Source organism: bacterium, from assembly GCA_035295165.1.
GTDB lineage: Bacteria > Sysuimicrobiota > Sysuimicrobiia > Sysuimicrobiales > Segetimicrobiaceae > JAJPIA01.
This window is the reverse complement of sequence record DATGJN010000062.1, coordinates 1-21,558: the sequence shown is the minus strand read 5'-3', so window position 1 is coordinate 21,558 and position 21,558 is coordinate 1. Positions and strand designations below refer to the sequence as shown.

Annotated in this window: 17 protein-coding genes and 1 riboswitch; of the genes, 13 read left to right on the top strand and 4 right to left on the bottom strand. The window is 68.2% G+C overall.

Annotated features, from left to right (window positions below):
- Positions 1 to 54 precede the first annotated feature (54 nt).
- From VKZ50_09520 to VKZ50_09510, 3 genes are all read left to right on the top strand, one after another.
- Entirely contained in the window at positions 55 to 1,038 is a 984-nt protein-coding gene (locus VKZ50_09520; protein HLJ59957.1) for a D-glycerate dehydrogenase, read from the top strand.
- Between the two features lie 99 nt (positions 1,039 to 1,137).
- Positions 1,138 to 2,391: a Xaa-Pro peptidase family protein gene (locus tag VKZ50_09515; protein HLJ59956.1), complete on the top strand. Its 1,254-nt coding sequence runs from the start codon at positions 1,138 to 1,140 to the stop codon at positions 2,389 to 2,391.
- Positions 2,392 to 2,431: 40 nt separating this feature from the next.
- On the top strand, positions 2,432 to 3,691 hold the full coding sequence (locus VKZ50_09510) for a Xaa-Pro peptidase family protein (protein HLJ59955.1): 1,260 nt from the start codon (positions 2,432 to 2,434) through the stop codon (positions 3,689 to 3,691).
- 93 nt (positions 3,692 to 3,784) lie between these two features.
- On the opposite strand, the gene VKZ50_09505 is transcribed toward VKZ50_09510, so the two are convergent.
- Entirely contained in the window at positions 3,785 to 4,738 is a 954-nt protein-coding gene (locus VKZ50_09505) for an NAD(P)-dependent oxidoreductase (GenBank protein HLJ59954.1), read from the bottom strand.
- Between the two features lie 317 nt (positions 4,739 to 5,055).
- On the opposite strand from VKZ50_09505, the gene VKZ50_09500 reads away from it, so the two are divergent.
- The 4 genes from VKZ50_09500 to VKZ50_09485 all read left to right on the top strand — a co-directional run bounded on the left by VKZ50_09500 (position 5,056) and on the right by VKZ50_09485 (position 8,599).
- Positions 5,056 to 5,838: a glucose 1-dehydrogenase gene (locus VKZ50_09500; GenBank protein HLJ59953.1), complete on the top strand. Its 783-nt coding sequence runs from the start codon at positions 5,056 to 5,058 to the stop codon at positions 5,836 to 5,838.
- Between the two features lie 53 nt (positions 5,839 to 5,891).
- Positions 5,892 to 6,725, top strand: coding sequence for an MBL fold metallo-hydrolase (locus VKZ50_09495; GenBank protein HLJ59952.1), 834 nt, complete (start codon positions 5,892 to 5,894; stop codon positions 6,723 to 6,725).
- A 109-nt stretch (positions 6,726 to 6,834) separates the two neighbouring features.
- The gene (locus tag VKZ50_09490; protein HLJ59951.1) at positions 6,835 to 7,839 is read left to right on the top strand and encodes a carbohydrate kinase; all 1,005 of its coding nucleotides are present in this window, start codon (positions 6,835 to 6,837) and stop codon (positions 7,837 to 7,839) included.
- Positions 7,826 to 8,599 carry a class I SAM-dependent methyltransferase gene (locus VKZ50_09485; protein HLJ59950.1) on the top strand — a complete coding sequence of 258 codons (774 nt, stop codon included), beginning with the start codon at positions 7,826 to 7,828 and terminating at the stop codon, positions 8,597 to 8,599. The genes VKZ50_09490 and VKZ50_09485 overlap by 14 nt, the downstream gene beginning before the upstream one ends.
- On the opposite strand, the gene VKZ50_09480 is transcribed toward VKZ50_09485, so the two are convergent.
- Positions 8,580 to 9,353: an SDR family NAD(P)-dependent oxidoreductase gene (locus tag VKZ50_09480; GenBank protein ID HLJ59949.1), complete on the bottom strand. Its 774-nt coding sequence runs from the start codon at positions 9,351 to 9,353 to the stop codon at positions 8,580 to 8,582. The genes VKZ50_09485 and VKZ50_09480 overlap by 20 nt on opposite strands.
- Before the next feature lie 555 nt (positions 9,354 to 9,908).
- Positions 9,909 to 9,983: riboswitch (cyclic di-GMP riboswitch) on the top strand.
- Positions 9,984 to 10,333: 350 nt separating this feature from the next.
- Here VKZ50_09480 and VKZ50_09475 point away from each other — a divergent pair.
- From VKZ50_09475 to VKZ50_09465, 3 genes are all read left to right on the top strand, one after another.
- On the top strand, positions 10,334 to 11,908 hold the full coding sequence (locus VKZ50_09475) for a hypothetical protein (protein ID HLJ59948.1): 1,575 nt from the start codon (positions 10,334 to 10,336) through the stop codon (positions 11,906 to 11,908).
- A gap of 142 nt (positions 11,909 to 12,050) precedes the next feature.
- A complete protein-coding gene (locus tag VKZ50_09470; GenBank protein HLJ59947.1) occupies positions 12,051 to 14,282 on the top strand; it encodes a hypothetical protein in 2,232 nt (743 codons plus the stop codon).
- A 243-nt stretch (positions 14,283 to 14,525) separates the two neighbouring features.
- Positions 14,526 to 16,166 (top strand): AMP-binding protein, encoded by a 1,641-nt coding sequence (locus VKZ50_09465; protein ID HLJ59946.1) that lies wholly within the window; start codon positions 14,526 to 14,528, stop codon positions 16,164 to 16,166.
- A gap of 604 nt (positions 16,167 to 16,770) precedes the next feature.
- Here the strand turns inward: VKZ50_09465 and VKZ50_09460 are convergent.
- Positions 16,771 to 17,604 (bottom strand): hypothetical protein, encoded by an 834-nt coding sequence (locus VKZ50_09460; GenBank protein ID HLJ59945.1) that lies wholly within the window; start codon positions 17,602 to 17,604, stop codon positions 16,771 to 16,773.
- Between the two features lie 779 nt (positions 17,605 to 18,383).
- Between VKZ50_09460 and VKZ50_09455 the strand changes: the two genes are divergently transcribed.
- Positions 18,384 to 18,641 carry a hypothetical protein gene (locus VKZ50_09455; protein HLJ59944.1) on the top strand — a complete coding sequence of 86 codons (258 nt, stop codon included), beginning with the start codon at positions 18,384 to 18,386 and terminating at the stop codon, positions 18,639 to 18,641.
- A 200-nt stretch (positions 18,642 to 18,841) separates the two neighbouring features.
- Here VKZ50_09455 and VKZ50_09450 read toward each other — a convergent pair whose 3' ends face one another.
- Positions 18,842 to 19,492 carry a hypothetical protein gene (locus VKZ50_09450; GenBank protein HLJ59943.1) on the bottom strand — a complete coding sequence of 217 codons (651 nt, stop codon included), beginning with the start codon at positions 19,490 to 19,492 and terminating at the stop codon, positions 18,842 to 18,844.
- A 423-nt stretch (positions 19,493 to 19,915) separates the two neighbouring features.
- Here VKZ50_09450 and VKZ50_09445 point away from each other — a divergent pair, with 423 nt between their 5' ends.
- Both VKZ50_09445 and VKZ50_09440 read left to right on the top strand, forming a co-directional pair.
- Positions 19,916 to 20,119 (top strand): hypothetical protein, encoded by a 204-nt coding sequence (locus VKZ50_09445; protein HLJ59942.1) that lies wholly within the window; start codon positions 19,916 to 19,918, stop codon positions 20,117 to 20,119.
- A 23-nt stretch (positions 20,120 to 20,142) separates the two neighbouring features.
- Complete coding sequence (locus tag VKZ50_09440) at positions 20,143 to 20,847, top strand: hypothetical protein (GenBank protein HLJ59941.1); 705 nt, start codon at positions 20,143 to 20,145, stop codon at positions 20,845 to 20,847.
- Positions 20,848 to 21,558 lie beyond the last annotated feature (711 nt).

Below are 21,558 nucleotides of genomic sequence, written 5' to 3'. Positions count from 1 at the left end.
CCCGGGGAGGGTGCCCATGCCGGACAATGAGCGCGCGCTTGCAGGCGGCGGCCGATGACGCGTCCACGCGTCTACCTAACGCAGCCGATCCCGGAAGCGGCGCTGCGGCGACTTCGGGAGGTGGCCGACGTCGCCCTGAACGAGGACCCGCTGCACCAACCTACGCCCGACGAGCTCTCCGCGGGTGTCCGCGACAGCGACGTGCTGTTCTGCTTGCTCCACGACAAGATCGACGCCCGCGTGCTGGCCAACGGCCCGGGGCTCAGGCTCGTCGCGTCGATGGCGATTACTCCCGCGAACGTCGATGTGGCCGCGGCCACCGCGCGACGGATCCCGGTGACGGCGATTCCGCCGCTGGTCACGGAGGCCACCGCCGACGTGGCGATGGCCCTCGTGCTGGCGGTGGCGCGTCGCGTCGTCGAGGCGGACCGGCTGGTACGGTCCGGGATCTTTCCCGGGGGGCAGTCCCAGGTTCTCGTCGGCGGGGCGGTGCACGGGAAGACGCTCGGGATCGTCGGTCTCGGCGAGATCGGGCGCGCCGTGGCGCGCCGCGCCCGAGGCTTCGGCATGCGGATCCTGTACATGAAGCGGACGCGGTTGTCCCCCGCCGAGGAGCGAGAACTCGGCGTCGAGTGGACATCGCTTCCGGACCTGCTGCGCGACGCCGATTTTGTATCGGTACACGCGACGCAGACGCCGCAGACACACCACCTGATCGGCGCCCGTGAACTCCGGTCGATGAAGCCCACGGCGTACCTGGTGAATACGTCCCGGGGCCCGTTGGTCGATGAGGCGGCGCTCGTCACGGCGCTTCGGGAAGGGTGGATCGCCGGGGCCGGCCTGGACGTCTACGAGCACGAGCCGCGCGTCTCGTCCGGCCTGCTGGAGCTGACGAATGTGGTGCTCCTGCCGCACGTCGGCAGCGCCGAGCGGGACACCCGGGAGGTCATCGCCGGGGTCGTCGTCGACAACATCTCTGCGTTCCTGCGCGGCGAGCGCCCGCCGAACGTGGTCAACCCGGAAGTGTACGACGCATGACGCCGCGCGCCGATAGACGAACGCATGCGTGGGGCGCGGTGGTCCGGGCGCGGGTGCCGCGCAGGCGCACGGCGATCGTCGGAGCGGCGGGGACGTGCCATGGCCGCTGAGGAGGGCACCCGCCGGGCGCGGGAGGAGACGTGGTCGCGCGGCGCGGGCATCGCCGATTATGAGACCCGCGTCGACATTGCCCGGCTGCACTCGGGACGCACGGGGCACGCGCGTCGCGCGCTGGCCGACGCCCAGCTCGACGCCGTGCTCGTCTGGAAAGAGGAGAACGTCCGATACCTGACGAGTCTGCGCCCCCAGGTCATCGCGGGCAAGAACGGCGTGTTGAACGGCGCGCTGTTCACGCGCGACGGGCGCGCGATCCTGTTCGTCTCGGGGGGCGACCGAGACCGCGCGGAGGCGACGATGCCGTGGATCGGAGAGTTTCACACGATCCCGATCGTCGAGGAACCGGGGCTGGTGCGCCACGTAGCGACCGAGATCATCGCCCCCGTGCTCAATCGGCACGGCCTGCGGACCGGCACGATCGGGATCGATCTCGCCGGCAAGTTGCTCATGGACGGCCTCGCGGAGACGTGCCCCCGCGTCCGTTGGGTCGACGGCGACGCGGCGATGCAGGCGGCGCGCCGCGTGAAGACGACTGAGGAACTGGCCATCATCGAGGAAGCGACCGCCATCGCCGAGGCGGTGACGGCGACGGCGGTCGCCCACGTGGGCGCCGGGGTGCGGGAGTGCGAGGTCGCCGGGGAGGCCCTGCGGACGCTGTATCGCCTCGGGGGCGAGTATCCCCATGTGACGACCCCGTTTGTCGCGAGCGGCGAACGCATGGCGCCGCCCACCCGGCTGGCAACGGACAAGCTGATCCGGGACGGCGATCTGGTGTTCATCGACATCGGCGCGATGTGGAACGGGTACTTCGGCGACATCGGCCGGACGGTCGTCTGCGGCGCGCCGGGGGCCGAGCAGCGCCGAGTCTACCGCGCGGTGTGGGACGCCCTCCACGCTGGGATCGACGTGATGCGCCCCGGGGCGACGACCTTGGACGTGGCCGCGGCGATCCGCGAGCGCGCCGCCGCGCACGGTCTCGCGGATCGCCTGCTCAGCCTGTTCATCGGGCACGGAATCGGGTGCGGCTCGAACGAGCCGCCCTACGTGGGAGAAGCGATCCCCGGGGCGGCGTCGGTCGTGCTCGAACCGGGGATGGTGTTTGCGCTCGAGCCCCTGATCTGGGTGCCGGGCGTGCCCGGGGGCGGCGGCGTCCGCCTGGAGGACATGGTGGCGGTGACCGACACCGGGGCGAGGCGAATCTCCCGCAGCCCGTACTGCGAAGCGCTGCTGCAATGAGACCGGCGCATCAGGCGCACGAGAGGGAGGGGACGCAGGGATGAGTCATCACCCGTTTCTTGCAGGGCAGCACGAGCATCAGCCGCGGCGGGTGTACAGCACGTCGGGAACGGATTGGCAGGGCCGGGTGAACTTCGACCGGCTGCGGCGGGAGCGGTTGGCGCGGGCGCGGGCGATGATGGAGAAGCACGATCTGGGGGCGCTGATCCTGTTCGTCGGCGAGAACGTCCGGTACGTCACCGGCGTCTACCAGGGCAACTGGAAGAACAACATCTTCATCCGCTACGCGGTGTTGCCGCGCGGCAAGGATCCGGTCCTCTTTGAGACCGTCGGCAGCGACATGATCTGTGCACAGATCGACGCGCCGTGGCTGTCTGAGGTGCGGCCGGCGATCACCTGGAAGTGGTCGGAGGGCGCGGAGGCGGAGATGGCGACGCGGATGGCCACGTCGATCACGGACGTGCTGCGCGAGGCCGGCGTGCAGAAGGAAAAGATCGGCATCGACATCATGGACATGGTCGCGTATCAGGCGCTGACGAAGCAAGGATTGAACATCGTGAACGGCTGGCCGGCGATGTCCCAGGCGCGCGTCATCAAGACCGTGGACGAGCTGGAGTGCCACAAGATCGCCGCCGCCCATGGCGACGCGGCGATGTGGATGGCCAAACACGAGTGGGCCAAACCGGGCGTGCGCGAGGCCGAGGTGTGCGCCAAGGTCAACGAATACCTGTATCGCAGCGGGTTTGACTTCGTCTACGATATCATCGTCGCGTCGGGCGGCAACACGAGTCCGTACCGCCGGTGGCACACCGACAAGATCATCCGGCAGGGCGATCTCATGATCATGGACATCAACGCGGTGGGGCCGGGCGGGTACTTCATTGACTTTGTGCGGTGCTGGAAAGTGGCGGCCCAGCCGACGCAAAAGGAACAGGACTTGTACAAAGAGTGCTACGATTCGCTGTACGCGGCGATTCACGCCGTCCGGGCGGGGGCGACGAGCGCGGACGTGGCGAAGCACTTCCCAGAGTACGACGACGACAAGTACGGCAGCGTGTCGCTGCAGCAGTTCGCGCACAGCATCGGGCTGAGCTTGTACGAGGGGATGTGGATTTCCCGGGCGTATTCGCTCAAGTACCCAGCGGAGCTCAAGCCGAACATGTACTTCGCCATCGAGACCTTCGCCGGGCACTCCGGCCTCGAACAGACGGTGCGTCTCGAGGAGAACCTGGTGGTTACCGACAAGGGGTACGAGCTGTTCACGCTCTGCGAGCACGATGAGGACATGCAGCGCACGTAGTCTCGCGGACGGTGCCGCGATCGGGCGCGCTCCGGGCACCGCTCCGGAGCGCGCCGGCGTGCCCCCCGGATCGCGCGCCCGTGCCGGCGGCCTCTACGCGGGCGCGTGCTCCCCGGCCCAGCGCTCCAGCAGCTCGATCAGCGCGGTATGGTCCGCATCGCCCATGCCGTCCCGCACGGCGATCCGCCACGCTTGGCGCACGAGCGATCCCAACAACATCGGCACGCCTAGGTCGTCGGCGAGATCCAGGCAGATGTCGAGGTCCTTGAGATACTGCGCCACCGTGAAGCCGGCCGAGAACTCGCGGGGCAGGATGTAGCGGGGGAACTTCACCTCGGTGGTGTAACTGCGGCCCGTCGAGTGATTCACGGCCGCGACGAGCCGGTCCGGCGACAGCCCCGCCTTGACGCCGAGGGCGACGGCCTCGGCCGTGCTCCACACCGTCGTCGCGGACAAGAGGTTGTTGATCGTCTTCGCGGTGTCGCCGTCGCCCGCCGCGTCGCCCACGTGGACGATGTCGCGGCCGAAGTGTTCCAAGATTGGCCGGCACCGATCGAGGAGCGCGGCCGGGCCGCCGGCCATGACGCAGAGCGTGCCGTCGACGGCGCCGCGCACGCCGCCTGACACCGGCGCGTCGAGGACCTCGACGCCCTGCCGACCGAGGTCCGCCGCGACGCGGCGGGTCACGCGGGGCGATGACGAGGTCATCTCGATCAGGTCCTGTCCGGATCGCATGGCGGCGCCCAGCCCGTCGTTTCCGTACACCACCGCTTCGACCGCGCGGCCGTCCGGCAGCATCGTGAGGACGATGTCCGCGCGCCCGGCGACGTCCGCGGGGCTGCTGCCGCGTTCGGCGCCCGCGCGCGCCGCGGCCGTCATCGCGTCCGCGCGCACGTCGTACGCCGCGACGCGGTACTGCGCGTCGAGCAGCCGGCGCGCCATCGGCGCGCCCATCTTGCCCAATCCGATGAAGCCGATTCGCGGACGGTTCATACGCACACCCCGGGTATCGGAAGCCGACCGTCGTGCTCGCTGTGGGAGCCGCAGCGGTCTTCTCGGCCAACGGCGGGCTCCCCTACCGCCCGGCCGTTGCGTGGGCGCGCGCCCGCGGACGCTCCCGTCGGGTGGCCTCGGATCCGCGCGCGTTCGCGTCCGTCCGGCGGATGCGTGATCCGCGTGTGGAGCCGCGGCGTTCGCGCCGTTGTGCCGGGGCAGCGGCCCCGGTAAGATAGAGGATGCGAGAAGACGTTCCCGGCAGATTCATGCGCACGACCGGATGCCTCTCGCAACATCGAATGGAGCCGGACGTCGTGCGAGGCCGACGGTTTCAGGCGTGCCGGTGCGCGGGTGTGGGGGGATCGCCGATGGGGGCACTCGATGGACGACGGGCGCTCGTGACCGGGGCCGGCATCGCCATCGGGCAAGGGATTGCGCTCGAGCTCGCGCGCCAGGGCGCCGCGGTGGCCGTGCACTACGCGCATTCCGCGCGGGAAGCTGGTGAGACGGTCGATGCGATCGCGCGGTCGGGCGGCACGGCCGTCGCCGTTCACGGCGATCTTGGGCAGGTGGGCGATTGCTTCGCCGTCGTCGACGAGGCCGCCCGCGCGTTCGGCGGGCTGGACATCTTGGTCAACAACGGCGGGGTCACCCGCACCGACGAGTTCCTCCGGACCACCGAGGCCTTGTACAACGAAGTCTTCAACGTCAACATGCGCGGGTACTTTTTCTGCGCCCAGCGCGCCGTGCAGCACATGCCAGAGCACGGCGGCGTCATCGTGAACATCTCTTCGGTCCACGGGTTCGCGGGGTCTGCACGGCACACCGCGTACGCGGCGACGAAGGGGGCGATCAACGCGTTCACCCGGCAGCTCGCCATCGAGCTGGCGCCGCGGCGCGTGCGGGTCAACGCGGTGGGACCGGGGCTCATCGAGGTGCCCCGGTACGCTGCGATGCCCGGGTACACGACCGAGTTCGGCAACACGCTCGTGCCGTGGGGCCGGGTCGGCCGCCCGCACGACGTGGCCACGTTCGTCGCGTTTCTCGTGTCTGACGCGGCCGACTTCGTGACGGGGCAGGTTGTGTACGTGGACGGCGGGACGACGGCCCGCATGGGGTTGTGGTGGGAACATGGAGGAACGCCGCGGTAACGGCGTCCGCCCGCGGGCACGCCGTGCTCCGGAGACACGGGAGGAGTGGATGCATGTCGGAGGCGCCGGGGCAGGCGCGGAGCATCGCTCGGGAGATCCGCGACACGGTCGTCCCGCAGGGCGCGGTTGCGCTCTGGTGGCTCGGTCAGTCGAGCGTCATCGCCAAGGCCGCAGGCAAGGTGGTGGGGTTCGACCTGTTTCTGACCGGGGACGGCCTTACGGGGCGGTCGCGTCGCGCATACGACGCGCCGGTGAGGCCCGACGAACTGGATATGATGGACGTGGTGCTCTGCTCGCATGAGCACCTCGACCATCTCGACCCGGCGACGCTCCGCGGCATCGCGCAGGCGTCACCCGAGACCCAGTTCGTCGTGCCGCAGGTCTGCGTGGGACTCGCGCGCGGGGCCGGCGTGGATGAAGGGCGCGTCCATCCGTCGTGGGCGGGTCGTCCGATGGACATCCGCGGCGTTCGCATCGTCCCCATCAGAGCGGCGCACGAGGCGTTCGACCTCGCGGAGCAGGGTCACCGCTGGCAGGGATTCATCGTGACCCTCGGGGGCGTGCCCTTGTGTCATACTGGCGACACCGTGATGTACGACGGCCTGGCCGAGGAATTGCGCCGTCACCGGGTCGCGCTGTTGCTCGCGCCGATCAACGGCCGGGACTATCAGCGGACACGCGCCGGCATCATCGGCAACCTGGGCTACCGGGAGGCGGCGGAGCTCGCCGTGGAAGCGCGGGTCAACTTGGTCATTCCGCTGCACTACGACTTGCTGCCCCCGAACGTGGAGCGCCCGGGATGCTTCGTCGACTACCTCTATGAACGTTTCCCGACGCAGCCGAGCAAGGTCATGGCGAGAGGGGAGCGCTTCTTCTTCCTTCCCTGAGCCGGACGTCGCACCGCACCCGACCTCCGGATGGACGTGCGAACTCGGAACAGGAAACGAACACGCGACCAGGGAACCACATACCTCCATCGTGTCGAACCCTCGCAAGGTGCCCGGACTGTCGGACGGCGTCGAGACGGCGCGCATGGGCGCGTCGTTCGCGACGATCGGCGAGATGCTCGTCGACTTCACGCCGCTCGTTGACTGCGGCACGACCGTCGGGTATCGTATGCACCCCGGCGGGTCTCCCCGCAACGTCGCGGTCGGCCTCGCCCGGTGCGGCGCGCGGGCCGAGTTCGTCGGCGCCGCGTCCACCGATGTCTTCGGACGGTTCCTCATTGCGCACCTTGAGCGGGAGGGCGTCGGCACGCGCTTCCTCGTCCGGTCCCCGGCCCCGAGCACGCTCGCGTTTGTCGCGGCCGAGCGGGACGGCCCGTCCTTCTCGTTCTACCGCACGGGCGTCGCGGACACGCTGCTCACCGTGGCCGACCTGCCGCCGGCGCTCGACGAACTGGACGTGCTGCATTTCGGCTCGATCAGTTTGCTCGCCCCGCCGACGTCCGAGACGGTGCTGGCGCTCGCCGATCGTCTCCACGGCCGCCGCCTGTTGTCCTTCGATCCCAACATCCGCCCGAGCCTGATCGACGATCCCGACGCCTACCGGCGGGTGCTCGCACGAGCCGTCCGCGCGGCCGACGTCGTCAAGCTCAGCGAGGCGGACCTCGCCTGGTGGATGCCGGGGATCGCGAGTGAGGAGGGGGCGGAGCGGCTGCGCGCCGTCGGTCCCGCGCTCGTTGTCGTCACGCTCGGCGGCCGCGGCTGCTACGCGCGGGCGCCGCAATGCGAGCTGCGCGTCCCCGCCCCGCGGGTGGAGATCGTGGACACGGTGGGAGCCGGCGACGCGTTTTCGTCTGGGCTGCTACTGCGCCTGTGGGAACGTGGGCTCGCGTCACGGGGCGCGCTCGAGCAGGTGGACGCGGCGGCAGTTGAAGACGTGTTGCGGTTTGCGGCCGCGGCGGCGGCGCTGACTTGCACCAAGGCGGGGGCCGACCCGCCGCGGCGGAGCGAGATCGAACAGGTGCTTCGGCCGGGCGTAGGGCATGCGGCCCATTGACGTCGCGACCGCGGAAACGCTGGCGTTCGTGCGGCAGGTCTTTCCCTTACTACCTTTTCGCGCGCTCGAGGTGGGCTGCGGTCCGGGGGACCTGGCCACGCGTCTCTTGGCGGACGGCGTTGACCTGACCGCGCTCGACGCGTCGGCGGAGGCGGTGCGGCTGGCCCGGGCCGCCGGCGTGCCGGCGGTGCACGCGGACTTCTTCGCGTATCGCGACGAGCCGTACGACGTGCTCCTGTTCACGCGGTCCCTGCATCACATGGGGTCGCTGCCGGACGCGATGGCGACCGCACTGAGGTTGCTCCGGCCGGGCGGATGGCTGATCGTCGACGAATTTGCGCGCGAGCGGGCGGACCGGCGGACCGCGGCGTGGTTCTACGACACGCGCGCGCTGCTATCCGCCGCCGGGGTGTTGTCCGCGTCCGGCGGCGACCACGGGACGGCGCAGGACCCACCAGACGTCGATGCCTCCGCGCGCGACCCGCTCGAGCGGTGGCGCGCCGAGCATGGGGGCGATCCCGGTCACCCGCGCCACGACGCCCGGGCGATGCGGGCCGAAATCGCGCGCCGGTTCGAGATCGTCGAGGCCCAGGACGTGCCCTATCTGTATCGGGCGCTCATCCGGGTGATCGAGCAGACCGCGCGCGGATACGACGTCGCGTGCCGCCTCTTGGAGATGGAGCAGCGAAGCATCGCCGCCGGGTGGCTCGTCCCCACGGGCGTCAGGTGGGCCGCCAGGCTTACGACGCGCTCGGGCTGATCTGCGCTCCGTCCACGGCGATGTTGGCGCCGTTGATCCAGCGCGCGCGTTCCGAGAGGACGAACGTCACGACGTCGGCGACCTCCTCCGCGGTGCCGAGTCGCTGCCATGGAAAGTCCCGCGTGACGAAGGCCTCGTACCGAGCGCTCTGCTGCAGCCGGAACCGGTCCCAGCCGCCGCCGGGGAACAGGATGGATCCGGGGCTCACCGTGTTGATGCGGATGCGCCTCGGCGCGAGGTCGCGCGCCAGGGCGCCGGCCATGAAGATCTCGGCGGCTTTGGCGGCGCCGTACTGCGCCCGCGGCCCGGGCTTCCAGCCGGAGATCGACGAGATGATGACGATGCTGCATGCATTCGGCGCCCGCATGTGCGGCACCGCCGCCCGAATCGCCCGCACGGCATGCCCCACGTTGAGGTCGAACGTGCGCGTCCAGTCCTCGGGGGTGGACTCCAGCGACGCTTGCCCGACCGTGCCGCCGACGTTGGCGACGAGATGGTGAATCTCGCCGAACTCTGCGGCGGTGGCGTCGATCACGCGCTCGAGCGCGCCCGGCACCGTCACGTCCGCGATGCCGCCGAGCACACGCGCGCCCGCCGCGCGGAACTCGGCGACCGTCTCGTCCACCTCGCGCGGGTCCCTGGCGCAGAAGCCGATGTGACAGCCCTCGGAGGCCAAGGCGCGGCAAGTCGCCTTGCCGATCCCCCGAGTGCCTCCGGTGACGAGCGCGACGTGGCCGGCCAATCCGAGATCCAACGTGATCCCCCTTCCGAGTGACGGTCTGTGACATGCCGGCGGGCTCGTGATCCCGCTCCGCCGGTTGCCGTGGGCTTGCGCGCCGCGTCTTGGGCGAGGCGGAAGTCATCGTGTCCTGCTCGTTGCCGAGCGGGCCGCGATGAGTGATGTCGGCGCGTCTGTTCGGTTCGCCGACGCGGACGGAGGGTTCCTTCCGCACGACCACGGCGCTCGACGGCCTCCCCTCGCGGGGTCACCGCTCGGCGCACGCCGAGCCGGCAGCGATGCGCTCTCCGGCCGTGCCGGGGCGTGCGACGGTGAGTCGCGCGGCGTTCCAAGACAAGCCGGATGCAAGTTTGAGGCGATGACCCACGCCTCGCGTCGACTGACCGCCGGCACCGGCGCGCGCGGGACACGTCTTGCGAAGGCTCGCCGGAATCCCGGGGAAAGTTACGCGAGCATAGGCGAATGCTCAAAAGAGGGTTCCGTTACGTCGTGCGAGCGAACACACAACGGTGATTGACAGTCGTCACCGCATCCGACCATAATCGTGACACAACTGAATAGCCAGCACTGCCTCCGAACGGGCAAACCCGAAGCAATTCGGGGACGCAAAGCCACGGGACCCTCTGGGTCAGCCGGGTTGCCGAAGAGGACTCTACGGTGCGGTTCGTTGCGGCACAGAGTCCTTTCAGGGGCGCTGTGCCGTTGTATTTCTACGGTGCGTTGCTTCCTGTTTGGACGCCTGATGTCGCTGTTCCCCTCACTGGGTTTCGGTCGGCGGTGCCGAGGCTACGAGTCAGCTCGTAGTCCATTTGGCCGTGCGTGGGATCGCAATCACGCGGCGTGGGAGGCGCCCCAGCGTGCGATCCGATGTTTCGCATGCGCAAGTGGCGCTGCGTCCTGGCTCGGGTTGTGGCCTGCCGATCGGCCGATGGTTGGCATGCAGTTCGCCATGTAGCGAGCGGAACGCCAGACCATTCAGAGAGGGGCGACAACAGATGCGAGGTACGAGCGGCAAGCGCAATTCCTTGCTGTACATCATGGTTGTTGCAATGCTCGCAATGACGGTCCCCGTATGGTACATCGGACTCTCCCCGATCGCCGCGCACGCCGCATCCGGCGTCGGCGGCACAGGTGGCGCCGGCGGTGGCTCCGGGAACAATAACGGGCTGCCCGGCAACACAGGAACCGCGGGCGGGAGCGGTGGCGGGGCCGGCGGCGCGGGCGGCGCTGCAGGTGCGACCAGCGGTAACGGTGGCGCCGGTGGCGGTGGCGGTGCAGGCGGTAACCTGAACACGGACACTTCCGGTAACGGCGGCAACGGCGGCGCGGGCGGCAGCGGCAGCAACAACAACGCTGACGGCGGCGATGGTGGCACCGGCGGCGCCAACGCCGGCGGCGGAGCTGGCGGAACTGGCGGGGCTGGTGGAGCGACCAACGGGAACGGCGGCGCGGGCGGTGCGGGCGGCGCAGGCGGTAACAGTGACATCACCAATTCCGGCAACGGCGGCGCGGGTGGCGCCGGCGGTAGTGCGACGAACAACGGCGGCGGGACCAGCAGCAACGGGAACGGCGGCACCGGCGGTACAGGTTCGGCGGGTCCGGGTGGCTTCGACGGTGGGACCGGCGGCGCAGGCGGCAACACGAACGGCAACGGTGGTGCGGGTGGTGCGGGCGGCGCAGGCGGCAGCAACACCGACTTCAACGGCTCGGGCAACGGCGGCGTGGGTGGCGACGGCGGCGCGGGCGGTCTCAGCAACGGTGTCGGCGGCGCGGGTGGCGACGGCGGCGCTACGGCAACGGGCGGTACCGGCGGCGCTGGCGGTAACGGTAACGGCGGTGGCGGGATCGGCGGTGCTGGCGGCGCGGGTGGCAGCAACCTTGACCTGACTGGCTCGGGCAACGGTGGCGCGGGTGGTGCTGGCGGCGCTGGCGGTAACGGTAACGGCGGCGGCGGCGCGGGCGCAGCAAACGGTGCTGGCGTCGGCGGCGCGGGTGGCAACAACAACGGTGTCGGCGGTAACGGCGGCACTGGTGGCGACGGCGGCAACAACGTCAACAATGCGGGCTCCGGTAACGGCGGCGCGGCTGGCGCGGGCGGCGCGGGTGGTAACAACAACGGTGTGGGCGGAGACGGCGTGGGCGCTTTGAACGGCGGCGCCGGCGGCAACGGCAACGGCGTCGGTGGCAACGGCGGCAACGGCGGTCTCGGCGGGGACAGCAACAACAACGCCTCGGGCAACGGCGGTGCCGGTGGTGCCGGTGGCGCGGGCGGTAACGGGAACGGCGCCGGTAACAACGGCGGCGGCAACGGCGGCGACAATAACGGCAACGGCGGTGCGGGTGGCAACGGCGGCGGCGGTGGGACCGGTAACTCGAACGGCTCCGGCAACGGCGGCGCGGGCGGCGCGGGCGGCGGCGGCGGCAACACCAACGGCGGTGGCGGGACGAACGGCAACGGCAGCGGCGGCGCGGGCGGCAACGGTGGCGCGGGCGGCAACAACAACGGCAACGGCTCCGGTAACGGTGGTGCGGGCGGCGCGGGCGGTCACGGCGGGAACGGCAACAACTAAACCGGCGGATGGATCGGTGAATCGATAGACGCACGATGAGTGGGGCGCTGAGGGTTCGACCTCGGCGCCCCACCCGTCACACGAGATTGGCGGTTGAGCACGAGGGACGCGTTGTGCTCGGCGCGCCGAAGGGAGCTGAAGTATGAGGGACCAGATTCGCCGGCGTAAGGTTTTCATGCTCGCTGTCACCGCGGCGCTCGCGTTGACGGTGCCGATATGGTACGGCATGGGTGCAACGCCCGCGCTGGCTGCGTTGCTGGGTAACGCCGGGAGCGGTGGCGATGGTGGCGACGGAGGAAGCAACAACACAGGTGTTGGGGTAGGCGCTGGCGGTGCTGGAGGCGGGGCCGGTAACGGCGGCAGCTTCCAGGGCGGCAACGGCGGCGACGGCGGTGACGGCGGTGGCGGTGGGAGCTTCAACAGCGCGAACGGTTCCGGCGGTCCCGGGGGCACAGGCGGCAACGCGGGGAACGGCGGCGGCGTGGGCGTCGGCGGCAACGGTGGCAATGCCGGCAACGGCGGGAACGGCGGGAACGGCGCGGTCGGGAACAGCGGCGGGAACGGCGGCGCGGGCGGCAGCGGTGGTGCGGGCGGTCTAGGCACCGCAGGCGGCGGTGCCGGCGGCGCAGGCGGTGCCGGCGGTGCCGGCGGCGCAGGCGGCAACGGCGGCACGTTGGGTAACGGCGGCACGGGCGGCGTGGGCGGTGGCGGTGGTGCCGGGACAAACGCCAGTGGAGCCTCGAACGGCCTGAACGGGCAAAACGGTCTGAACGGCGCAAACGCGCCAAACAATGATCCGCAAGCGGCGCGCGGCGGCGACGGCTCCGGAGGAGCGGCAGGCAACGGCGGTCACGGCGGCAGCCTGAACAACAACTCCTCCGGCAACGGCGGCGCTGGCGGTGGTGGCGGTGCCGGCGGCAGCTTCAACAGCGGAGGCGGCGGCACAGGCTCCGGCGGCGTCGGCGGGAACGGCGGCGACGGAGGCAACAGCAACGACACCGGTTCCGGGAACGGCGGGAATGGCGGCACCGGCGGTAACGGCGCCGACAACAACACGGGTGCCGGTTCGGGGTTTGGCGGCAACGGCGGCCAGGGCGGGAACGGCGGCAACAACAACACCGGTTCGTCCGGTAACGGTGGTACCGGTGGAAACGGCGGCGCCGGCGATGCCTCGAACAGCGGCGCCGGCGCGGGTGACGGCGGCAACGGCGGTCAAGGTGGCAACGGTGGCAACGGCAACGGCACCAGTTCCGGGAACGGCGGCAGCGCCGGAGACGGCGGGGTCGGCGGCGCTGCTAACAGCGGCGCGAACGCGGGTGATGGCGGCAACGGCGGTCAAGGCGGAAACGGCGGCAACAATAGCTCCGGCGGGTCCAGCGGCGGTGGTAACGGCGCAGCCGGCGGCGAAGGCGGGGATCTGAACAGCGGCGCGGGCGCCGGTCAGGGTGGGAACGGTGGCGCGGGTGGCGATGGCGGCAACAACAACTCCGGGGCCTCAGGAATCGGCGGGGACGCCGGGATCGGCGGCGCCGGCGGTGACATCAACAGCGGCGCGGGCGCGGGTAGCGCTGGCAACGGCGGCCAGGGCGGTAACGGCGGGAACGACAACGCCGGAGGTTCTGGCAACGGCGGTATCGGCGCGGCCGGCGGCGACGGCGGGAGCCTTAACGGCGGTACGAATGCCGGCAACGGCGGTAACGGCGGTCAGGGCGGCAACGGTGGCGACGGCAACGTGAGCGGGTCCGGTACCGGCGGCGACGGTGGTGCCGGCGGCACGGGCGGCAGTTTGAACAGCGGTCTCGATTCGGGCGACGGTGGCGCGGGCGGCCAGGGCGGCAACGGCGGAAACGCCAACAATACCGCAAGCGGTCTTGGCGGCAACGGCGGCGCCGGTGGTGGCGGCGGCAGCAGCAACACAGGCGTCAACGCCGGTAACGGTGGTGCGGGCGGCCAGGGCGGTAACGGTGGCGGTGTCGCGCTCGGCGGCGGCATCGGGGCCAACAGCGGCGGCGGCGGTGACGGTGGCAACGGCGGTAACGGCGGCGGCGGCGGGAACAGCAACGGAGACAACTCCGGCAACGGCGGCGGCGGCGGCCAGGGCGGGAACGGCGGGAGCGGGAACAGCGGCGCTGGCAGCGGCGGCGGTGGAAACGCCGGGAACGGCGGCCAAGGCGGGAACGGCAACAGCGGAGGCTCCGGCAACGGCGGTCACGGCGGTCAAGGCGGCAACGGCGGCAACGCCAACAGTGGTGCCGGGAACGGCGCAGGCGGCTCGGGCGGCAACGGCGGCACGGGCGGGAACAGCAACGGCGGCGGGTCCGGTAACGGCGGCGGTGGCGGTCAGGGCGGGAACGGAGGCAACGGCAACCACTAGCCGTTCTGTCTCGGCGATCTGAACACGCACGTCGCGGGAGGCGGAGGTCTCACGGCAGCGGCCGGTGAGAGGCTTCGCCTCCCGCTCAATTGAGAGGAGCCCGGCGCGGTCCTGGCCGCGTCTCGAGTCGGTCGCGACGGCGTCCTCGCGCCTGCGGATCGGAGGAGTGGCAAGGCCGGTCGCCGAACGTCGGTCGACGGACGGTGGTCGAGGCCGTAGTCCTCCGGGACGGGGGTGTGCCTGATGCGAGCGCCTTCGTACGTGCACGGCGCGAGTGCGACGCCGCTGTTGGCCGAGACGATCGGCGCGAACCTGCGGCGTACTGCGGAACGCGTCCCGGATCGCGAGGCGCTCGTCGTTCGTCACCAAGGGTACCGGGCTACGTACCGGCAATTCTGGGAGGAGACCGGCCGGGCCGCGCGCGGCCTCCTGGCGCGGCGCGTGGGCAAAGGCGACCGCGTTGGAATCTGGGCGCCGAACCGGTTCGAGTGGGCCGTACTCCAGTACGCGACGGCGCGGATCGGCGCGATCCTTGTGACGATCAACCCCGGCTACAAGACGACCGAGCTCGAGTACGCCCTCAGGCAGTCCGGCGTCGGTTTTCTCGCGCTCTCCCGCGGCTTCCGCCAGACGAACTATGTCGCCATGCTCGACGAGGTGCGCGGGCGCTGCCCGCGGCTCCGGGAGAGTCTCGTCCTCGAAGACGGATGGAAGGCGCTGCTGAACGATGCGAACCAGATCCCCGGTGCCGAGCTCGAGCGCTTGGAGGCGACGCTGCAGTTCGACGACCCGATCAACATTCAATACACGTCCGGCACGACCGGGTTTCCCAAGGGGGCGACCCTCTCGCACCACAACATCCTCAACAACGGCTTCTTCATCGGCGAGGCCCTGCGGTACACCGAACGGGACCGCGTCTGCATTCCGGTGCCGTTCTACCACTGTTTCGGCATGGTGCTCGGGAACCTGGCGTGCACGACTCACGGGGCGTGCATGGTCGTTCCGGCGGAGGCGTTTGATCCGCTCGCGGTCCTCGAGACCGTGCAGGCGGAGCGCTGCACATCGCTGTACGGCGTTCCCACGATGTTCATCGCGGAGTTGGAGCACCCGCAGTTCGCGGAGTTCGACACTTCCAGCCTCCGCACCGGCATCATGGCCGGGTCGCCGTGCCCGGTCGAGGTCATGAAGAAGGTGCAGTCGCAGATGGGCATGACCGAGGTCACGATCTGCTACGGGATGACGGAGACCTCGCCCGTGTCCACCCAGAGCGGCCTCGACGACCCGCTCGCCAAGCGCGTGTCCACGGTCGGGCGCGTACATCCACACGTCGAGGTCAAGATCGTCGATCCGGCGACCGGCATGGTTGTGCCGCGCGGCACCCCCGGAGAACTATGCGCGCGGGGGTATCTCGTGATGCTCGGATACTGGGACGACGAGAAGGCCACGCACGCCGCCATCGATGCGGCGCGCTGGATGCACACCGGTGATCTCGCGACGATGGACGACGAGGGATACGTGAACATCGTCGGGCGCATCAAGGACATGATCATCCGGGGTGGCGAGAACATCTACCCTCGCGAGATCGAGGAGTTTCTCTACACGCACCCTGCGGTGGCCGACGTTCAGGTGATCGGCGTCCCCAGCGTTCGCTACGGCGAGGACGTCATGGCGTGGGTCAAGCTGCGCCCCGGTGTCGAGGCGAGCGAAGAAGAGCTCATCGCGTTTTGCCTGGGGAAGATCGCGACCTTCAAGATTCCGCACTACTGGAAGTTCGTCGAGGGCTTCCCGATGACGGTCACCGGCAAGATCCAGAAGTTTCGCATGCGTGAGCTCGCGATCGCCGAATTGGGACTGGAGCAGGCGGCCGGCGTCCGCACCGCATAGGCGCCGTCAACCCCGCTAACCTGTCTCACACGGCGGACCGAGTCATCATCACGTTCGGCAAGACTGCCGGTATCGCGAGGCGATGACAAACAAGCAGTTGAGTAGTGGCGGCGGGAGTGGGGAGACTCCGGCGTCAGCGAAGTAGCCTCAGAGCCCACCCGGGCGATATACTGACGGCTCCGCGCCGCCACACTAGTGTATTTTCCCTCTTCTGGCCGTTCGTAGTCAATCCCGGTTAATGTGCTCTTACTTGAGCACGGTGAAACTCGAGGGGAATGTCTCACGGCGGTAGTTCGCAGAACGGCGATGGGGGAGAAGGAGAGAAGGCAAGAAGGCGATTACCCGTTGTCACTTAGCGACGGCATGCGCGATGAGGCGAGAATGACAGGTTTGGGTTCTTCTTGTGGATGCCTGGTGAACTGCTCGTCGCTCCAGCGTTGCTTGGTGTGGGGTCCGAGATGCTGAACGTCCTCCACGGCTGCGCGCTCTGGAAGCACGGGGCACCTTTTGCCGCTGCGTACATCGACATGACCCGCTTGCCTCAACCGACTACCCCTCGTCAAGGGACGATATCCTCGCGCGGCGCACTAACGGTACGAGTGGGCTATCGCGTCATCACGAAGCTGTGTATCTTGTCCCCGGCTACGAACACTCCCACAATCTGCCCGGCGTCGTTGATCCCGAGGGGATCCGCGCTGATCACACCCGCACCCGGGTTGTCAAAGTTGGTGAAGGCGCCGGTTGCGGTGCGAAGGAACCCGTGGTCCTTGGCGCCAGCGCGACTGAAAAATCCCACAACCTGTCCGGCATCATTGATGGCGTTGGCGCAAGCGACGGACGCCCCGTGGGGATCGACAGTGGTGAAGGTGCCGTCCACCGTGCGGAGGAAGCTGTGCCCGTCGTAGTTTGCGTTCGCGAAGGTTCCCACGATCTGCCCGGCACCGTTGATACCATTGGCGTAGGTTTCGTTCGCCTCCGGGACATTGATGGTGGTGAAGACGCCCGTTGCGGTACGGAGGAATCCGTGGCCGTAATGCTCCTTGTCCTGGAATACGCCCACGATCTGCCCGGACCGGTTGATGGCGCTGGCGGAGGTCGCCGTTGCTCCAGGGACATCGATCGCCGTGACGACGCCGTCACGGGTGCGCAGAAAGCCATGTCTCTCGTTGTTTGGGTCGTCGAAGGTCCCGACGATCTGCCCAGCATCATTGATCCCGTGAGGGTACGTGCTGATCCCCCCTGGGACATCGATCGTGGTGAACGTGCCGTCGGGGGTGCGTAGGAAGCCGTGGCTCCTCTTTTCCGCGTCCCTGAAGAACGCCCCCACGGTCTCCCCGGCGTTGTTGATGCTCCAGACCCAGGTGTCGGTTGCCCCCGGGGCATCGATGGTGGTGAATGCAATAGGATCTGCTGCGGGGCTAGGAACCGTGATACCCATCAGCACGCTAGCGAGCAACGTCGGGACAAGCATCCTGGATAGTCGCATTCCGTCTCCTCTCGCTAGAACGGGGCCTTAATCGTCGCGCGCGGGACTCGATGGTTGTGAAGGCAGTACTTGCGGTGCGGAGCCCGCCGTTGGTACGCAGCCGTGCGTGGCAGTCTGCTCATGGAACGGCATCCCCCTCGCTCGGGCGACGAGCGGCATCCCGGCGAGCCTCTAGCAACGCCGCTTGGCCCCCGCCGCCGAACGTTCACCTCATCGGCGATGTGCGCTCGATGTATCGCCACGGTTGGGGACTGATTCTGAGCGTCGTGCCGATCCCCTGTTAGTTGCTGGGAGGGGGAATACAGGCCGGTGGGTTCGTTTCGCAAAAACTCGTTCCGAAACGTCGGTACGCGCGGAACCTTCGGGGCGGCGCAAACCCGTTACTCGGTACCAGCGTTTGTAACGGTTCCGCTAGCATTCAACGCACTCTCTCCCCCCCTCGCCTCGTGACGCAGCCGGTAGTTGGTGTCTGTCCGGAAACGCCGTTGCCACGTCCCGAAGACAATGTGCGCCACCTCGCTGCCTCAGGTGAACGCGGTTCCGTCCGCGCCTCGTCGCTGCCCCACGAATTTCCGCCGGCAGATCAACAATGATGTCCCCTAACACTAGCCCCCGGGTATTTGCGAGATACGGGGCACCTTCGTTGCGAGCGTTACGTACAGTTCCTTCCACATGATCTGGCCGGACCGGTGCCCATTGAGGTTGTCACAGGATCCACATGGAGGGACATGATGCCACACTTCGATCGCGAACCGAAACCATTGATGCCCGGGCACGAGTACGATTGCGGGCGGGTATATCCGCAGTGGCCACAACCGCCGTATCTCGTGTTCGTTGAGCGGTCGACGGACGAGGGTCATCGGGTGGTCCGGCACGGGACGGATGGCAGTCGCGTCGTCCTCCAGGCCCGGTTTGCGACACTTGCGGAGGCAAACGCGTTCGGCAACGGGCATGTGCACGCCATGGCCAACATCGTGACTGCTCGATGAGTGGCGAATGAGGCGGGATCTCGCCAGGGGTTGGGCAAGCCTGCTTAGCGTCGAATCCGATGACGACCGGTCAAGACGGGGAATGGGCGAACGCCGAGGTGGAGGAGTATCGCCGCAGCAAGAGCCTGATCCAGAGCATGATGTCGGGCTGCATCCAAGATGGCCTGACCGAATCGGCGTGTTGGAAACCGAGCCCCTGGCTAGGGACCGTTCGGGCCGGGATTATGCAGTGTGTAGGAGACGAGTTGTTCCATTCGGCCCGCCAACCTACCCCAGTAGTTCTCCGATGCCCACGACTCTTTCACGAACGATTTGACTGTCGGGGCGTACCAAAACGAGAAGTTCCCGCAGGGTCGCGCCGCAATCGCGGCGCACTGCTTACCGTCGACATGATAGGCGTCAAAGGTGCCCGCAGGCACCGCGACAGACTCCCACGACTTTACCAGCCACGTCGTATGCCACTTGATTGTACTGGTCTCGTCGTTCGCTTGCTCTGTCTGATCCGCACCCCATGATCGTCCCGATGCCAGTGGCCAATCTATCTGGATGAAGTACCCTTTATCGGTGGACAGGTTCGGATGGACAAGGAGCGTACCGGTTGGGGTGTTACCAAGGCGCGCTCGCACGGTGTAGCCGCTGTTGCCCGCGCCCAGCACCGTATAGACAATTTGCGCCCCGCTCGGAGTTTGATAGGTCCACGTATCACCAATCATCCACGTCGGGGCTTGAAGCGTTGGTGCATCCGCGGCTTGCGCGTTCACACATAGAATCAACAGCGCGCCCACGAGCAGCCATCTTGCGCTCAGCACGAAGTTAATGCCCGCCGCGAAACTGATGGCCGCCTTACGCATGTCAGGCCCTCCCTTTTCCACAGCCAGATGATGCCCGCCGGCGACGGTTCGTAGACGCGAGGAAAGATCGCTCGGGTGGCGCGTGGAGGATATTCGCCCCGTGCCGGTACTGGGTAGAGGAACCCGGCGATCGTCGCGACCAATCGTTTCCGGTCGGGACCGCGGGTCAGCAGGACTGCCGTTTGTGGTTTTTCAGGGCAGACGGGTTCACCCTCCAGTAGTAGTACCCGGTTGTGGCCTTCCGGCGGACCAGACGGGCGCAGCCAGTGTGTTCCGCCGACCGAAGGGCGTCTCAAGTCACGGGAGTGGCGCATGATCCCGACGATGTCCTGGCCTTGGTTCTTCGGGGCGTGAATGCAGCAACGGCAACAAGAACGGCGCTCGTCTGGGCGCGGCGGGATCCCGGGAAAGGAGCATTGCGCGATGCCATTCGGGATAGCGCAGAACGAGATCGATGCGGCCGTACTGGGATGGTTCGTGCTTGTTACGTTTGTCTGCGGACTCGTCGTCGCTGTTTGGCTCATCGTGGAGTTGGCGAGGCGGATCCCGGGTGGGGTCGAGGGAAGACCCGGCGGACCCGACAGATTCCCCGACTGGCGCACCGACAGGCAGAAGACCGGCTGCTGATCCTCGGAGCGCTGCTCAACGCCATGCACGACACAGAGGTCTACCGGGACCTGGGCTATGAGAGCTTCACCGAGTATGTGGCGCAACCCGAGCTCGGAATGCGCAAGTCCTGGGCCTATGCCGTCACCCTGGCGGCGGAACTCGTGCAGGCGACGAGTCTCGACCGGCGAGACATCTCTGGCGAGGAGGTCACCAAGCTGGCGATGGTGAGCCGCCAGGCCCTGAGAGCCCTCGAGGTGGGCGATCGACATGCGGCGGTCGCTCTGGTCGAGGAGGCGAAGGTCTTGAGCCGCAGCGACCTTCGTGCCCCGCATGAGGATGGCGAGCGCGACGGCGAGTTGGAAGAAGAGGCCAGGGCGATTCAGAAGCTGCTTGTTGAGACCGTGCTGGGAAGAAAGATCGAGGCGATCAAGTACGACGGCTATACGTTCATGCTCTTGACCCATGGCGCGGTCTGGGGCCTGCAGCAGCAGGTGCGAGTGTGCGCACCCGCCGGCCTGCGACTGTCCGTGAAGCTGGGCAGTGTCTCGCACGGTTGGACGGAGCGCACATGCGCAACGCGCATCTACACTAGCGCAAGACCCCTCACAAGAAGACTCTTCGCCGCTGCATTCTCTGCGGTCGCGAAGGCGGGTTGGAGCGACACCATGTCAAGCCCCGCGGTCGTCGTGGGGCCAGCCACGCTTGGAACCTCGTGGTCCTGTGCCGGCGGTGCCATCGGTGGGTGACCGATCATCCGGAGAGTGCACACGAGATAGGGCTGATGCGCCACTCGTGGGAGCGAGAATGACCACGGCCAAATGAGCGGGCGCTAAGAATCCCCAATCATGGTCTCAGTGTCCGCTAGGTTCAAGGTTTGCACGCCGTCGTGAAATGTCTGAGCTAGCCCAGAACCCCCATAAGGAGACGCGGCCCCGAGCCACGCCAGCACGCGCGGAGGTTGCACTGGCGCCAATAGTCGGCACCCGTCGGAATAGATCGCTCGTCTACAACTGCATATGTACATATGATGGAGTCACTATCCTCGCTTCGCGCTGTACAAGACCGTGGTTACAGGGTTTGCGTTGCCCCCGAAGCCACACCTGCCGGCCGCAAAAAATCGGGTTGGCCACGAGTGCAAAGTGAGTGCAGGCCCCGATGCACTCGCTTCGAAGGATCAGCTGACTTGTTGGTGGACCAGCCCGCAACTCGTGCCGCATCAGGCATTGCCGAGCAGGTCGTCCCACATCGAGGGAATGAGGTGCGTGGCAAGAGGGCAGGTTCAAGGCCGGCACCGCCCACCAAACGCGTATACATAAGGGCTTCCATACGATGTAACCTACAATCGCAAAGCCCGGGGATCAGGCGCATACCGAGGCCGCCGCCTCAGTCTCCAACAAATAGTTGGGTGTTGCGGGGCTCGCGACGACGAGAGAAGTGTTGGGCCGGGAGTACGGGCT

Coding starts and splice junctions, on each gene's coding strand:
- VKZ50_09520 (HLJ59957.1), top strand. CDS start 55: ATGACGCGTCCACGCGTCTACCTAACGCAGCCGATCCCGGAAGCGGCG.
- VKZ50_09515 (HLJ59956.1), top strand. CDS start 1,138: ATGGCCGCTGAGGAGGGCACCCGCCGGGCGCGGGAGGAGACGTGGTCG.
- VKZ50_09510 (HLJ59955.1), top strand. CDS start 2,432: ATGAGTCATCACCCGTTTCTTGCAGGGCAGCACGAGCATCAGCCGCGG.
- VKZ50_09500 (HLJ59953.1), top strand. CDS start 5,056: ATGGGGGCACTCGATGGACGACGGGCGCTCGTGACCGGGGCCGGCATC.
- VKZ50_09495 (HLJ59952.1), top strand. CDS start 5,892: ATGTCGGAGGCGCCGGGGCAGGCGCGGAGCATCGCTCGGGAGATCCGC.
- VKZ50_09485 (HLJ59950.1), top strand. CDS start 7,826: ATGCGGCCCATTGACGTCGCGACCGCGGAAACGCTGGCGTTCGTGCGG.
- VKZ50_09475 (HLJ59948.1), top strand. CDS start 10,334: ATGCGAGGTACGAGCGGCAAGCGCAATTCCTTGCTGTACATCATGGTT.
- VKZ50_09470 (HLJ59947.1), top strand. CDS start 12,051: ATGAGGGACCAGATTCGCCGGCGTAAGGTTTTCATGCTCGCTGTCACC.
- VKZ50_09465 (HLJ59946.1), top strand. CDS start 14,526: ATGCGAGCGCCTTCGTACGTGCACGGCGCGAGTGCGACGCCGCTGTTG.
- VKZ50_09460 (HLJ59945.1), bottom strand. CDS start 17,604: ATGGGTATCACGGTTCCTAGCCCCGCAGCAGATCCTATTGCATTCACC.
- VKZ50_09455 (HLJ59944.1), top strand. CDS start 18,384: ATGCCACACTTCGATCGCGAACCGAAACCATTGATGCCCGGGCACGAG.
- VKZ50_09450 (HLJ59943.1), bottom strand. CDS start 19,492: ATGCGTAAGGCGGCCATCAGTTTCGCGGCGGGCATTAACTTCGTGCTG.
- VKZ50_09445 (HLJ59942.1), top strand. CDS start 19,916: ATGCCATTCGGGATAGCGCAGAACGAGATCGATGCGGCCGTACTGGGA.
- VKZ50_09440 (HLJ59941.1), top strand. CDS start 20,143: ATGCACGACACAGAGGTCTACCGGGACCTGGGCTATGAGAGCTTCACC.